We start from the raw sequence: 13,777 nt of genomic DNA, 5'->3' as shown, positions 1-13,777 counted from the left end.
GAATTTTTTTAAAGAAGATTTATTACGAATAGAAAGCATTTATGAATATTTGGATGGAGAACATATAGCATCTCGATTTCAGAATTTATAAATAATATAGATTTTCTTCACTTTTAAGAAAAAGACTGCCTCACTTTTGAGACAGCCTCATAAATAATGCTGGAAATAAATATGGATGATGGTTGTGTAAAGCTAATTAAAGAATAGAATTTTGTTTATGGCATGAATCATAAATAAAACATTTTTAAAGAGATACCTTTGGGTAGATGAGGTCCCAAGAGATAGGTAATAAGACTATTTTTATTGTATAACTTTAATTTTTTTGTTATGAGAAGTTTATTATGGTTAGTAGCAGTTATTTGTATCGTGGTATGGCTTTTAGGAATTTTAGGAATCATACCAAGGATTAGTACAGGATATTTAGTACATGTTCTATTGGTAATCGCATTTATTGTGGTTCTTTATAATATTATTACCGGAAAAAAGCCACTTGATTAGATTAACAAGGATTCAAAAATCACTTAAAATGTAATTATATGAAAAATTTAATATTAACACTTTTGTCAGTCTTTGCTGTCATGGCCTGCACAAAAAAGGAAAAAATAATTGAGCGCCAATCTACGGACACTACGGTCGTAGCAGTACCTACAGACTCTGTGATGACAGTTACTGATTCTATCACGATGTCCAATACAAAAGATGTCCAAAAATTAGTCAGTGATCAAGATCGGAAATTTGCAGAAAATGCAGCGAGAGGTGGTACTATGGAAGTGATGATGGGTAAACTTGCCATTGATAACGGAGGAAATGCCGTTGTAAAAGAATTAGGAACAATGATGGTTACTGATCATACCAATGCTAATAAAGAACTTATGAAATGGGCTTCAGAAATAGGACTTACACTGCCCACAAATTTAGATGCTGAAAAGCAAAAAAAATATGATGAGCTGAAGTTAAAAAAAGGGGCAGAGTTCGATAAAATGTACACAGATTTTATGGTGAATGATCATAAGGAAGATATAAAAGAATTTAAAAAAGAAGCTTCAGAAGGGTCTAACTCTGCATTGAAGTCATTTGCAGAGAAGACAATTCCTACTTTAGAGCATCATTTGAAAGAATCTGAAAAAGCAAAAGGTATAGTAAAATAATATCCTTATAAATTATCATCATATTCTAAGTTATATTCGGGAAAAAAGATATTTAAAAAAAGTATGTTTTTCCCGAATTCTTTTTTTAATAAAGCATTAATTAATTTGTTGTAAATAAAAATGGCACCTCTGGGTTTTAAAAAGGATGCGGTTAGGTTGTATGGGCCTCAGCGAGTTCATCTGTAAATACTTTTATCGAGGGCTTGATTCATTTGAGTCGAAGTAAGTAAAATTTTAACTATTGCAAGTGTGGTATTAAGTTAGCAAGAATAATATTAGTATAAATAGCAGAAATTGGATTTGTAAGTCTCTTTTCAAAATCTACCCAAAAATTATAAATAATAATGTTGAGTAGATTCTTTTAAAGGATCGGGATACGAATTTTTGATAGTGTCCATCAATTTTCTAGCCGCAAATATTCCCATTGCATATCCGTCATTGATTAGGTACTCATAATTTTCGTCAAGATATTTAGGTAGTTTTCCTTCGCTTATGACAACAACTTTTTTATTGGTATTATTTAGGTTCCTTTTTATTAATGAGCTGTGAAGTCCCATAAGTGTTTCGTCGCTCATAGCAAAGAAACCATCAAATGATTGATTATCAAGTAATAAATCTAATTTTTTCTTTACCAGATCAGCTGATTTACAAAAAATGATACAAAGATCTATTTCAGGTGATTCTTCAATTCTTTTTTTGAAAGATATTAGTCGGCTTTGGGTAATTTCTAAGTTTTCATCACCAAATATTGCCAGTATTTTTTGACATCCGTAATCGATCAACTTTTCTGCAGACCATTCAGCATTCTTTTCATTATCAAAAGTGACAGATTCAAAAATATCTTGGTTTACGGTCTTATCAAAAATTATAGTGGATATTTCCATTTCTCTCAATTTTTTTAAATGCTCAATATCCTTTGTTTCGTTGGTCACAGAGATCAAAACTCCATCTACTCTGGAATTAATACAGGTTTCTATATGTTCTTTTTCAGTCTCAAAAGAATCATTAGAGGATAGGATGAAAAATCGGTATCCTTCTTTATTCAGAACAGATGAAATACCATTGATGATTGATGGCAGAAAAAACATAGAGATCTCAGGAACGATAAGCCCGATCACTTTAGAAGATTTCTTTCTGAAACTGATTGCAAAGTCATTAGGAACATAGTTAAAAGTCTTAGCGGCCTCTTTTACCTTGAGTTTTACGGAACTGCTGATATCAGGATGATCTTTCAATGCTCTTGAAACCGTAGAAGCGCTAATGTTAAGCATCTCAGCAAGGTCTTTTATGGTTGTTCTTTTCATTTTGAATATTCACATCAATTATTGGGAGAAATAATGAATAATTATACTAATTTATTTTGTTAATAATTGTTAAATAATTGAGTTTAATTTGTTAATTAAAAGTTAATTTAATGAAAAGTTTTCCACCGCAAACGATTGCGCAAACGGTTGATATTTTCAATCTGTTTACAGTCTGTTTAAATTCATATTTGCTATCGTAAAAAAAATACTTTTGAGACATAACAAAAACTCATTAAAATTATGGAATCACAGGTAATAAAGAAACTACTGATTTTCGGGACAATGAACATAGCTGCTTTTATGTTTTCTCAGGCAACAGTAGCAGATACGGTATCTACTAGAAACAAAACAATCGATGAAGTTGTCATTACAGGAAATTCTAATCCTAAAGCTTCCATTAAAACGAGTACATCAATTTCTACCTTGAAATCAGCTGATATTATCAATTCGGCTCCAAGAACTACTGCTGAAATTTTCAGAACCATTCCAGGAATACGTGCCGAATCTTCAGGAGGTGAAGGGAATTCAAATATTACTGTGAGAGGGGTTCCTGTTTCTGCAGGAGGTTCAAGATATCTTTTAATTCAAGAAGATGGTCTTCCGGTAATGCAGTTCGGAGATATTGCTTTTGGGACTCAGGACCAGTTTACCAGATTTGATACCTTTGTATCTCGTGTTGAGGCACTAAGAGGAGGTTCTGCATCAGTTTTTGCATCCAACTCACCTGCAGGGATTATCAACTTTATTACAAAAACCGGTGAAAAAGAAGGAGGCAGTATTACCCAGCAGGTAGGATTGAACTATAAAAATTTCAGAACCGATATCGATTATGGAACACCGCTTGGCAAAGATTTTTATATTGGAGTCGGTGGTTTTTACAGAGGAGGAGACGGACCTAGAAAAACAGGATATACTTCCAATAACGGAGGGCAGTTCAGATTATCTTTATTAAAGAAATTTGAAAAGGGAAGTATCCGTGTGTATGGTAAATATTTGGACGATAGAACGGCAGCTTATATGCCGATGCCAATCGCTGTTTCAGGATCAGATTCTTATCCAGATTACAGCTCTCTAAGAAATTATAATATCTTAACCGGTGCTCTCCAGTCTTCTAATTTCAAAAATGATATTACCCTTGGCGCAAACGGACAAATCCTGAAAAGTGATATCCGTGATGGAATGCATTCAGTATCTAAGGCAGTAGGGATGGAATTCAATTATGATTTTGGTTCAGGTTGGAAAGTAGATGCTAAGGCAAGATATGCTGCCAATGACGGACAGTTTTTAGCCCCATTCCCCGCTTCTGTTGGGAGTAAATCTGAGATTTTAGAATCTGTTACGGGATATGGAAGTGCAGTCTATGCAGGCACCAATACAGCGGTGGATAGCAATGCAAAATATATGAAAACCGTTTTGTTCAATACCAAAATTAATAATCTGAACAATTTCTTTAGTGATTTGAACGTCAGCAAAAAATGGGATAAAGTAAAGATGAATGGCGGCGTTTACAACAGCTCACAAAATATCAACCTTTCGTGGAATTGGAATACCTATCTGATGGAAGTGTCAGACAATAAAGCGAGACTTGTGGATGTTTTGAATAGTGCCGGAACTAAGATCACAGATAACGGACTTCTTAACTATGGGGTTCCTGCTTTTGGAGGTGTGAACAGAATTTACGATACCCAATATTCTGTCATCGCTCCGCACGCTCAGGTTGAAATCAATCCTGTTCAAAATCTTACCTTGGATCTTGGTGCACGATATGATTTTGGAAATGTATCAGGAAGTTTTTCAGGAATACAAAATATGAAAAAAGCGATTGACATTAATCAGAACGGAACTTTGGAAACTCCTGAACTGGCAGTTGAAGTAGTAAACGGAACGGTTCCTGTTGATTACAAATATGGTATTTTCGGATATTCATTGGGGGCTAATTATGCTTTGAATTCCCGTAACGCAGTTTTCGTAAGAGTAAGTCAGGGGGGAAGTGCTTCCGCCGACAGAATTCTTTTTGCAGGATACAACTATACCAATAATGATGATCCTGCTTTAGATGCCGTAAAAGTTAATAAACTAAATCAGATTGAAGTAGGCTACAAATTGAGAGGTTCAAACTATTTTCTTAATACCACATTGTTTCAGGCAAGAACGATTGAAGCCAATTACGAAGCGACCACCCAATTGAGAACAGAAAATAAATACGAGTCATTTGGGGTAGAATTTGATGGATTCTATAAATTTAATAAAAACTTTGCTATCAAAGCAGGATTGACCTATACCCACGCTGAAATTAAAAATGCGATTGATCAAACTATCATAGGCAATATACCGAGAAGAACTCCGAAAGTGATGTATTCCTTTAATCCAAATGTGAATATTGATAAGTTAAGCTTTGGGTTCTTTGCGGTGGGATCTACAAAAGCGTATACCCAGGACCGTAATAAACTGATTATGCCGGGATACATTATTGTAAATCCATATATATCATACAGATTATTGAGTAATTTAACGCTAAACGTCAATGCCAATAATGTCTTTAATGCATTAGCTATTACAGAAGCAGAAGAGGGAACTTTACAAGGTACGAATGGAATCATCAGAGCGAGGACACTTCCGGGAAGGACTTTCGGAGCGAGCGTGAAATTTGATTTTTAATAATGAACAATAGATGTCAGATTGTTACGGATCGTAATTTAAAATAAAATCAGTTGATATAATTAATTCTACTAAAAAAATATGTTTACAAAAGAAGCCTTACACGTTATAGAACAGGCCGTTTCTGAACAGGGAATTCTTGCATCTTGCGAGCAAAAGGACAACTACGCAAGAGTCTGGTCAAGAGATTCTATGATGACAGGAATTACAGGAATTCTGATTCAAAATCAGCTGATTGCTGATGGTTTGGAAAAATCAATAAAAACTTTGGCGGATCATCAGGCAGATAACGGACAGATTCCCTCCAATGTGTATGGAGAAATGGCGAGTTACGGGACGCTTGTTGGAAGAACTGATGCAACGATTTGGTGGATTATTGGCGCTTGTGAATATTTGATATATTCTAAAGATAAAGATTTAAAAGAGACTTTAAAAGATAAAATCTATAAAGCTTTTGATTGCCTGAAAACTTGGGAGTTTAACCAAAGAGGTCTTATATATAGTCCGTTAGGCGGAAACTGGGCAGACGAATATGTTACCTCAGGGTATGTTTTGTATGATAATGTTCTCCAGTATTGGGCTCTGAAAAATGCGGCAGAAATATATGAGGATAAGCAATTGAAATCTTTAGCTGAAACTACTAAAAAACTGATCGAAAATAATTTCAGGAAAAATAATTCTGATGAAACCAGATACCACCCAACTGCCTATCAGAAAGCGAATGAAAAACCGTATCTATGGGCATCACTAAATGCCAATGGCTATGACGAACGCTTCGATCTTGCAGGAAATGCTTTGGCAATCCTTTTAGGATTTGATGTAGATCTCGATTCTTTCACTCAGTTCTTAGAAAAAGTAAACAAAGAGTTTAATCATTGGATGTTTCCAGTCTTTTATCCAATCATCTTCCCAAATGATGCTGATTGGAGCTTACTGGAAAACAATTACAGCTATGACTTTAAAAATAAGCCCTATCAGTTTCATAACGGAGGTTCCTGGCCAATTTATCTTGGATGGCTTTGTGTTGGGCTGAAAAGAAGAGGGTACTATGAAATTCCGGAAAAGATTGTCGGTCAATATGAGCGTCTTCTCCGTGAAAAAGGAGCAAGTTTCAAAGAATATTATTCTACGGATCATTTAATACCCTCAGGAACAGATCAATTATGTTTTTCAGCTTCCGGATATCTTCTGATGAAGTTGAATGATGCTGACGGATTAATATAAACAAAAACTAATTAATTTTATAACAGATTAAACAATGATTGGAGATGTAATTAATTTGGAGCAAAGACATCTAGATACCGCAGAAAATATTTACAGAATAATAAAGCAGAATGAAAAGCACACTGAAAAATGGACTTTAGGAATCTGCGGAGAAAGTGGAAGCGGAAAATCAGTCACAGCATTTGCTCTGAAAAAAATTCTAGAAGAGAAAGGGATCAGAAGTTATGTGATTCAAATGGATGACTATTTTAAGCTTCCACCCAAAACAAATCATGAGAACCGCCTAAAAAGTATTGATAATGTAGGATTGCAAGAAGTTCAGTTAGACTTGATTGAGCAAAATATAAAGGAATTTAAAGATGGAAGACTCTGTATTGAAAAACCTTTGATTTATTATCAGGATAATTCGATCGCTCAGGAAATTATTGATATTGAAGATATTCAGGTATTGATTATTGAAGGGACTTATATTTTGAGTATTCATGAATTTGATTTCAGCATTTTCATTGATCGTATTTACAAGGATACCTACGAAAAGCGAATGGAAAGAAACCGCGATGAACAAAGTGATTTTATTGAAACAGTATTGGAAATTGAACATCATATAATTCGCCGGTTCAAAGAGAAAGCAGACATTGTACTAGGGAAAAACTATCAAATTGTAAAGCCATAAATGATGAATAAAAAAATAATTCCTAAGCTTAATTTTTGGCAGATCTGGAATATGAATGTTGGTTTTTTCGGGATTCAATACAGCTTTGGACTTCAGCAAACCGCTGTTAATCCTTTGTATTCTTTTTTAGGAGCTCATGCAGATCAGCTTCCGATCCTTAATTTGGCAGGTCCCGTTACAGGATTATTGATTCAGCCGCTGATTGGAGCGATAAGTGATAAAACCTGGAGTGTAAAATGGGGACGCAGAAAACCATTCTTTTTATTGGGGGCAATATTCTGCAGTTTAGCTTTATTTGTTTTTCCATTCAGTTCTTCTATTTGGATGGCAGTAGGACTTTTGTGGATTTTGGATGCCGCAAACAATACCGCTATGGAACCTTACAGAGCGTTTATAGGAGATAAGCTACCTGAAGAACAACAGACCTATGGTTTTCAGATGCAGAGTCTTTTTGTAGGGGGAGGAATTACGCTGGCTAATCTATCTTTGTTTGTTTTTCAGAAGTATTTTGGTGGAAGCTCACAGTCCGGAGGTATTCCTGCTTGGGTCTATTATTCGTTTTTTTTAGGATCTTTCTGTTCCATTGCTTCCGTAGTGTGGTCAGTTTATAAAACTCCCGAAATTCCCCCAACTGAGGAAGAATTGGCAAAGCTAATAGCAGAGAAAGAAAATAATACACTACTCACGCCTTTTGTTGATATTTTCACAGCTATTGTTAAAATGCCAAAAATCCTTTGGCAATTGGCGCTGGTCTATCTATTTCAATGGTATGCACTTTTTTGCTACTGGCAATTCGTAACACCTATGATAAAACAGACTTTGTATAATGTTTCTGAAATTGACGAACAGAAAGCAAATTATTTTGTTGAGCTTTCAAAAGATGGATTGTCAGTTTCTCAAAGCAATTTGTCCTGGGCAAAAAATATCCTGAACTTGGTAGAAACTGCGGTAGGACAAACAGGTTTAATGAATGGTTTCTATAATTTTATTACAATGATCTCAGCATTGCTCTTAATTCCTTTTGCACTAAAGTATTCTTCCAAATATGTGTACGTATTTTGTCTTTTTGCTACAGGAATGGCATTGTTGATCTTGCCTCATATCCATAATGAATATCTGATCCTGTTGCCGATGGTTCTTTTCGGAATAGGTTGGGCTGCCATGATGGGATTACCTTATTCAATGGTTTCTCCATCGATACCCTCGGAAAAAAGAGGTGTTTATATGGGGGTCATTAATATGATGATTGTGATGCCAATGCTTATACAAACTCTTACATTTGGAGCGGTATATCAACATGTATTAGGTAATAATCCGTCTTACGCAATTTCAGTCGCTGGAGTGTTATTTCTTTTGGCCTCCTATTTTGTAACTCGAATTAAAGTTAACAAATATAATGTAGTAGAAAGTTAAAATGGAAAGGCTAAAAGATTCCTTTGGACTTCTTATATTTGAGAATCCTACTATACGCTATAATATTTATTAAAAGAACACTTCGATCCCAGGTTTAAACACGTTCAAAATATTTTTCATGGATCTTTATTCAATCTGAAATAATTCTTATGATGACCATTTTCAATTTCCAAACCAATAGGCCTATCTTAACTTTCTTTTCAGATAATAATATCGAAGCAAAATCCTGTCATACCATAATGTGATGGCTAATAGTGTAATAGGTAGGAAAAGTGTTTTTAGTTGAAGATACTGATAGACTAGGCCTCCAATAATTCCACCTGTAAAAAAGCAAATAATTATCATGAATTTTAGAAAAATGCTTTTATTTAATTGTATTTTTTTGGCTTTAGAACCACGGAGAATTAGTTGCGACAATTCAATTCCCATATCTGTAAATAATCCTGTCAGATGAGTGGTTCTCACAACAGATTGTGAAACACGGGTAACAAGAGCATTTTGAAGTCCCATGGCAAAAAGTAAAGCTGGAGATATAATAAGTGGTAAGGAAGCGTGATCAGGTAATAGTTCTGGTGAAACGCTTACAAAAAGCATAATTATAATTTCAAGAGACAAAGGAATGATGTAGGAAGTATGTGATTTCTGCCTAGAAGCCAATTCCATAACGGTTCCTGAAATAAAGGCTCCAAGCAAAAAAAACAGGATATAAAACAAATAGGTAAATGCTGTTTTATAATTATTAAGAAAAAGTTCCTCGGAAAAATAAGCAAAATGTCCTGTGACATTCGTTGTAAGAATACTTACCGAGAGAACCCCTGTAATATTAACTAATCCGGCTACACACGATAAAATAGATGCTAGTTTTAAATTATGAGAATATGTTCGTCCTTTTCCTTTATGCCTAAACATGAGTAATTATTTTGAGTAGAACTTTAATCGACAAATTATTACTAATATAAAAAGTTTTTGTTTTGAGTAAAAAATGAATATTGTAAAAATTGAAATTATGCCTAGTTATAAATTTGCGATATGGGTTAACTTTTCTAAATCGATCAACTGTATTTTTCGTCCCACCATTTTAATAAGATGATCTTCTTTGAAACCATGAAGGATACGGGCCAATGTTTCATTAGCAGTTCCTACCATATTGGCAAGATCTGCTCGGGATAATGTAATATATACTTTATCTTCCAAAATATTGGACTTGTATTTATTATGTAGAATTAATAAACTCAGTGCAACCCGTTCTCTAACGGTTCGTTGAGATAAAACGGTCATCAAATTAGCCATTACCGTAAATTCATGACTAAGGCTTTTAAGCAGTTGTCTGGAAAACGCAACGGATTGGTCTAGTATATGGAAAAAATCTTTTTTTGAAATAAAAGCAATGACAGAGTTTTCGATAGTTTGTGTGGTGTCTCCATAAGAATCATTACTTAATATAGCTGAATATCCAAAAAATTCTCCTGTGTTATAAATATAAATAATCTGCTCTCTTCCGTCATTATCAACTTTATACTTTTTTACCTTGCCTTCTTTTAAGTAAAATATCCCATTAGGAATAGTCCTTTCTGTAAATATAGCTTCATTTTTACGATAGTTCTTAACTAGCATAACGCTCTGGAGTAATTCTTTATCATCCTTAGGAAGTTCTTCAAAAAGATACTGATTATTAAAAATAAACTTTGAAATCATGGATTACTAATTTAAGCAATTTTATTGCTATTTAAAATTGATTTAAATCAAATTACAAACAGATGTGTGTCATTTCAAAATTCTCTCAAAGCTTCTACTTTTGACATAAAGAAAACTATTATCTAAGGATAAGTATAGAAAAGCATATCTATTAATAATAACTAAATAATGCAGATCCCTGAAAATCTATTATATACTGAAGACCATGAGTGGGTTAGACTAGAAAATAATTTTGCCTATATTGGAATAACAGATTTTGCCCAGCATGAATTGGGAGATATTGTACACATTGAAATTGAGACTCTCGGAGCAAATTTAAAGCAAAAAGAAGTATTTGGAACCGTTGAAGCTGTAAAAACTGTATCTGATTTATTTCTACCTCTTGCAGGAGAAGTATTGGAAATTAATCCAAAATTAGAAACCAATCCTGAATTAGTAAATACCGATCCTTATGGGGAGGGTTGGATAATTAAGATCAAGCTTGAGAATATTTTTGATACTGAAAGCTTCTTACGATCCGGAGCTTATTCATCCTTAATAGGCTTATAACGAAATGGAAGTTGAAGGTTAAAAAAAATTTAGCGCTATACATCATTTTTTTGAACGAAAAATGGTTGAATTTGCCAGTTATGAAATACCTGTTCTATATGACAAGGGGTATGGTATGAACATAGAATAGTAAGAAGTGGAGTCGGGATTTTTGATGATTCTCATATGGAGAAAATTTCAATACAGGGAAAAGGACCTTTGTAATTAATACAAATAATTACTTTTAATCATGCGTCAAAACTTTATCCAGGAAAAATATAGTATGGCTGTATTTGTAATGATATTGGGGTAATGTCTTGATGGAAATGATATTGATGATTTTAGCTCTCCATTAGAAATCGGTTTGGGATGGATGACTAAATTTTCAAAAGATTTTGTAAGCAGTGGATTTCTCAAAATCGAGGAGGAAAAAGGAGTTCTTAAAAAAAAATGGTTTTTAAATAGAAAGCAAAGGTATTCCCCGACATGGTTATGAAATTTAGAATAACAATCATCAAATTATTGGAACTGTAACCTCAAGAATACTTTCTACAACCCTAAAAAAGGGAATAAGGGTAGGAAATATCTCAATTGAACATCCTGAAGTTTGAAAACAAATTTTTATCAATATCAGGAATAAGACGGTTAAAGCTATCATTGTTAAACCTCAATTTATTTAAAAAAATAGATTCAAATAAATAATTACATGCTTACTCTTAAAAATCTTTATTATACAGAAAATCATTTATGGTTAAGACAAATTGGATTATATGATTTTTATATAGGCATTACAGATTTTGGTCAAAAAGAAATAGGAGAAATTCATTTGGTTGAATTTAATATTCAGGGAAATACTGTAAGAAAAGAATCTTCATGGGGAACTGTTTATGGAATAAATAAGACTTTTCAGCTTATAGCTCCATGTGACTGTCATATTATGGAAATTAATCAACGATTAAATATAAAACCCTCTCATGCCAACATTGACCCCTATAATTGTTGGTTGATGATTTTTTCAATGGATATCTCTACAGAAAAGTTTTTAACCCCTGAAGAATATATACAATTTACAAAATGATTTTTAAACAGCTTAGAAAGAATATTGATGTAAAGGATGATGTTTTTAATGAATTATATCCTGATAAAATAAAAGCAGTCTCCAGTAGGCATTGGACTCCCATTGCCGTTGCCAAATTAGCCTCAGAATATTTGGTAGATAAGTCAGGTAAGAAAGTTCTTGATATTGGTGCGGGTGCAGGAAAATTTTGTCTGGTAGGAGCAGTTTCCACAAAAGGTTTTTTCTATGGTGTTGAACAAAGAGCATCACTCACTAAATTATCAAAAAAGATAGCAGATAGAAATAATATTACTAATGTTGAATTTATAAACTCCAATATCAATGAAATTAGTTTTTCTGATTATGAAGCTTTCTACTTTTTTAATTCATTTTTTGAAAATATTGATACTTCATTTCCAATTGATAATACCGTATATCCTGACAGTAAATTATATGATGTATATTCAGAACATGTAAAAAGAGAACTGGATAAAACACCTATTGGAACACGTTTAGTTACGTATTGGAGTAAATGGGATGAAATCCCTGGGAGTTTTGACTTAGTGGACTCAGATTGTAATGGTCTTTTAAGCTTTTGGCGAAAAGTGCATTAAGGTATTTGTTTCAAGGATTTGGGAATGATGACAACTTTCCGATTTTTAATAAAAAAAACATTTGTAAGTAAATAATTTCCGGTTAGGGTAACACATTGAAAATTTATATATAATATAAAGTATTATTTTAAAAATAGAATTACATAGGTCTGAATATTATGTATTTTTTTGGGTATTATTACAACTTGTAGTAATACCCTTTTTATCATATTATTTATAGAATCTAAGAGCTTATGTGGCAATTAGGAGTCAAATGTATTGATCATGTTCCATAAAGTTTATTCGATAACTCCATTATCGATTGTCATTAAAGAATTAGATTGATATACTAAATCTATTTATAAAAAAAGAATACTGAATTAAGTCATCAATATAAAGAAATAGGTTTTATCATCTTGTTCGAACTAGTCGAAAACAAGGGGTAACCTTTCATTTTAATAATGATACCAACTGATAAAGGAATTCTATCGTTTGAATTTCAAGTAATTTTATCTATACAATATTAAAATCCAGCTGCAAAACTTCTGACAATTCAGCTAGTTATCAACATGATTCCCCGCCACCCCTTTTAACAATATAAATAAATCAAAGTAAATCAGTGATTTATTTATATTGTATGTGTTGGGTTTTAAATATTTTAGACAAATTGTTTGTCCCATTTAAAAATTACTGAATTTTAATGACCGTTATACTTGACAAACTTGCATTATCAAAATTAACAGTGCCATTGTAATTTGATCCATCCTTATAGCGTTGTGATAGAAAAGTCAAAATAGCACCCGATGGTATATAAACATAAGAATTGGAACCAAAAGCAAATCTTCCATTAATATTAACACGCGCAGGGTTATATTGCGGAACTAAGGTTATTATCTTTGCCGAGGCTAGATTTCCGTTTACATTAAAATAAAGATAATCTGCTAATCTAGATTGATCTACTGCTGGATTTTGTTTTAGTGCCAGATTAACAGAAATTAGATAAAGTCCTGCTTTTTTAATTAATAATGAATAATCACTAGCTTTTTCGAAAATAGAATTGTCATCATTAAATACCTGTGTACCAAAAATGTCAATTGATGTAGCTACTGCAGTACTGCTAGGATTAAAGTTTGTGGTGCTAGACGCGGAATTAGTAAATTTTACGGCTTTTGCCTTATCAGTATTAAGTTCTGCAGGTAAATTCCATTGATTATTTGCCCATGCATATGGACCTGGGAAAACTGCTGTATTACTAGTACCTGAAGAGGCTGTATTAAAAACCAATACTCCATCAGGAATTGTTCCAACTAACGGAAGCTTACTATCCGTAGAGATTAATGCAACCTTAGGAATTAAAACACCTTTACTAGAGGATGTAATATCCAGTGCTGCCGATGTTATTGGATTAGATGTTCCAATTCCTACCTGTCCAAAATGTTTTGTTAATAATAATAATGTTATTATGAAATATATTTTTTTCATTT

13 protein-coding genes are annotated in these 13,777 nt (G+C 33.1%); 9 read left to right on the top strand and 4 right to left on the bottom strand.

The window, feature by feature from the left end:
* Positions 1-327: 327 nt before the first annotated feature.
* Both AC106K_RS08260 and AC106K_RS08255 read left to right on the top strand, forming a co-directional pair.
* Positions 328-498 carry a lmo0937 family membrane protein gene (locus AC106K_RS08260; protein ID WP_482444426.1) on the top strand — a complete coding sequence of 57 codons (171 nt, stop codon included), beginning with the start codon at positions 328-330 and terminating at the stop codon, positions 496-498.
* Positions 499-536: 38 nt separating this feature from the next.
* Positions 537-1,148 (top strand): DUF4142 domain-containing protein, encoded by a 612-nt coding sequence (locus AC106K_RS08255; protein WP_482444423.1) that lies wholly within the window; start codon positions 537-539, stop codon positions 1,146-1,148.
* Positions 1,149-1,480: 332 nt separating this feature from the next.
* On the opposite strand, the gene AC106K_RS08250 is transcribed toward AC106K_RS08255, so the two are convergent.
* Positions 1,481-2,452: a LacI family DNA-binding transcriptional regulator gene (locus tag AC106K_RS08250; RefSeq protein ID WP_482444421.1), complete on the bottom strand. Its 972-nt coding sequence runs from the start codon at positions 2,450-2,452 to the stop codon at positions 1,481-1,483.
* A gap of 240 nt (positions 2,453-2,692) precedes the next feature.
* Between AC106K_RS08250 and AC106K_RS08245 the strand changes: the two genes are divergently transcribed.
* The 4 genes from AC106K_RS08245 to AC106K_RS08230 all read left to right on the top strand — a co-directional run bounded on the left by AC106K_RS08245 (position 2,693) and on the right by AC106K_RS08230 (position 8,420).
* The gene (locus AC106K_RS08245; RefSeq protein WP_482444419.1) at positions 2,693-5,110 is read left to right on the top strand and encodes a TonB-dependent receptor; all 2,418 of its coding nucleotides are present in this window, start codon (positions 2,693-2,695) and stop codon (positions 5,108-5,110) included.
* 81 nt (positions 5,111-5,191) lie between these two features.
* Positions 5,192-6,334 (top strand): amylo-alpha-1,6-glucosidase, encoded by a 1,143-nt coding sequence (locus AC106K_RS08240; RefSeq protein ID WP_482444417.1) that lies wholly within the window; start codon positions 5,192-5,194, stop codon positions 6,332-6,334.
* 34 nt (positions 6,335-6,368) lie between these two features.
* Complete coding sequence (locus AC106K_RS08235) at positions 6,369-7,007, top strand: uridine kinase family protein (protein WP_482444416.1); 639 nt, start codon at positions 6,369-6,371, stop codon at positions 7,005-7,007.
* A gap of 3 nt (positions 7,008-7,010) precedes the next feature.
* On the top strand, positions 7,011-8,420 hold the full coding sequence (locus AC106K_RS08230; RefSeq protein ID WP_482444414.1) for an MFS transporter: 1,410 nt from the start codon (positions 7,011-7,013) through the stop codon (positions 8,418-8,420).
* Positions 8,421-8,603: 183 nt separating this feature from the next.
* On the opposite strand, the gene AC106K_RS08225 is transcribed toward AC106K_RS08230, so the two are convergent.
* Together AC106K_RS08225 and AC106K_RS08220 are read right to left on the bottom strand one after the other, a co-directional pair.
* Positions 8,604-9,329, bottom strand: a complete 726-nt coding sequence (locus AC106K_RS08225; protein ID WP_482444412.1) for a YoaK family protein — start codon at positions 9,327-9,329, stop codon at positions 8,604-8,606.
* Positions 9,330-9,434: 105 nt separating this feature from the next.
* Positions 9,435-10,115 carry a Crp/Fnr family transcriptional regulator gene (locus AC106K_RS08220; protein ID WP_482444410.1) on the bottom strand — a complete coding sequence of 227 codons (681 nt, stop codon included), beginning with the start codon at positions 10,113-10,115 and terminating at the stop codon, positions 9,435-9,437.
* A gap of 168 nt (positions 10,116-10,283) precedes the next feature.
* On the opposite strand from AC106K_RS08220, the gene gcvH reads away from it, so the two are divergent.
* The 3 genes from gcvH (at position 10,284) to AC106K_RS08205 (ending at position 12,314) form a co-directional block, all read left to right on the top strand.
* The gene (gcvH, locus tag AC106K_RS08215; RefSeq protein WP_482444408.1) at positions 10,284-10,664 is read left to right on the top strand and encodes a glycine cleavage system protein GcvH; all 381 of its coding nucleotides are present in this window, start codon (positions 10,284-10,286) and stop codon (positions 10,662-10,664) included.
* 685 nt (positions 10,665-11,349) lie between these two features.
* Positions 11,350-11,721, top strand: a complete 372-nt coding sequence (locus tag AC106K_RS08210; protein ID WP_482444406.1) for a glycine cleavage system protein H — start codon at positions 11,350-11,352, stop codon at positions 11,719-11,721.
* Positions 11,718-12,314, top strand: coding sequence for a methyltransferase domain-containing protein (locus AC106K_RS08205; protein ID WP_482444404.1), 597 nt, complete (start codon positions 11,718-11,720; stop codon positions 12,312-12,314). Before AC106K_RS08210 ends, AC106K_RS08205 begins: the two co-directional genes overlap by 4 nt.
* A 666-nt stretch (positions 12,315-12,980) precedes the next feature.
* On the opposite strand, the gene AC106K_RS08200 is transcribed toward AC106K_RS08205, so the two are convergent.
* A complete protein-coding gene (locus AC106K_RS08200) occupies positions 12,981-13,775 on the bottom strand; it encodes a hypothetical protein (protein ID WP_482444402.1) in 795 nt (264 codons plus the stop codon).
* Positions 13,776-13,777 lie beyond the last annotated feature (2 nt).

The organism is Chryseobacterium sp. FR048 (genome assembly GCF_056844665.1).
Note: the sequence above shows the minus strand (reverse complement) of the source record. Positions and strands in the feature narration are given on the sequence as shown.

What these genes read in the sequence shown, in the direction of transcription:
- AC106K_RS08260 (WP_482444426.1), top strand. Translation starts at nt 328, where the DNA reads ATGAGAAGTTTATTATGGTTAGTAGCAGTTATTTGTATCGTGGTATGG.
- AC106K_RS08255 (WP_482444423.1), top strand. Translation starts at nt 537, where the DNA reads ATGAAAAATTTAATATTAACACTTTTGTCAGTCTTTGCTGTCATGGCC.
- AC106K_RS08250 (WP_482444421.1), bottom strand. Translation starts at nt 2,452, where the DNA reads ATGAAAAGAACAACCATAAAAGACCTTGCTGAGATGCTTAACATTAGC.
- AC106K_RS08245 (WP_482444419.1), top strand. Translation starts at nt 2,693, where the DNA reads ATGGAATCACAGGTAATAAAGAAACTACTGATTTTCGGGACAATGAAC.
- AC106K_RS08240 (WP_482444417.1), top strand. Translation starts at nt 5,192, where the DNA reads ATGTTTACAAAAGAAGCCTTACACGTTATAGAACAGGCCGTTTCTGAA.
- AC106K_RS08235 (WP_482444416.1), top strand. Translation starts at nt 6,369, where the DNA reads ATGATTGGAGATGTAATTAATTTGGAGCAAAGACATCTAGATACCGCA.
- AC106K_RS08230 (WP_482444414.1), top strand. Translation starts at nt 7,011, where the DNA reads ATGAATAAAAAAATAATTCCTAAGCTTAATTTTTGGCAGATCTGGAAT.
- AC106K_RS08225 (WP_482444412.1), bottom strand. Translation starts at nt 9,329, where the DNA reads ATGTTTAGGCATAAAGGAAAAGGACGAACATATTCTCATAATTTAAAA.
- AC106K_RS08220 (WP_482444410.1), bottom strand. Translation starts at nt 10,115, where the DNA reads ATGATTTCAAAGTTTATTTTTAATAATCAGTATCTTTTTGAAGAACTT.
- gcvH (WP_482444408.1), top strand. Translation starts at nt 10,284, where the DNA reads ATGCAGATCCCTGAAAATCTATTATATACTGAAGACCATGAGTGGGTT.
- AC106K_RS08210 (WP_482444406.1), top strand. Translation starts at nt 11,350, where the DNA reads ATGCTTACTCTTAAAAATCTTTATTATACAGAAAATCATTTATGGTTA.
- AC106K_RS08205 (WP_482444404.1), top strand. Translation starts at nt 11,718, where the DNA reads ATGATTTTTAAACAGCTTAGAAAGAATATTGATGTAAAGGATGATGTT.
- AC106K_RS08200 (WP_482444402.1), bottom strand. Translation starts at nt 13,775, where the DNA reads ATGAAAAAAATATATTTCATAATAACATTATTATTATTAACAAAACAT.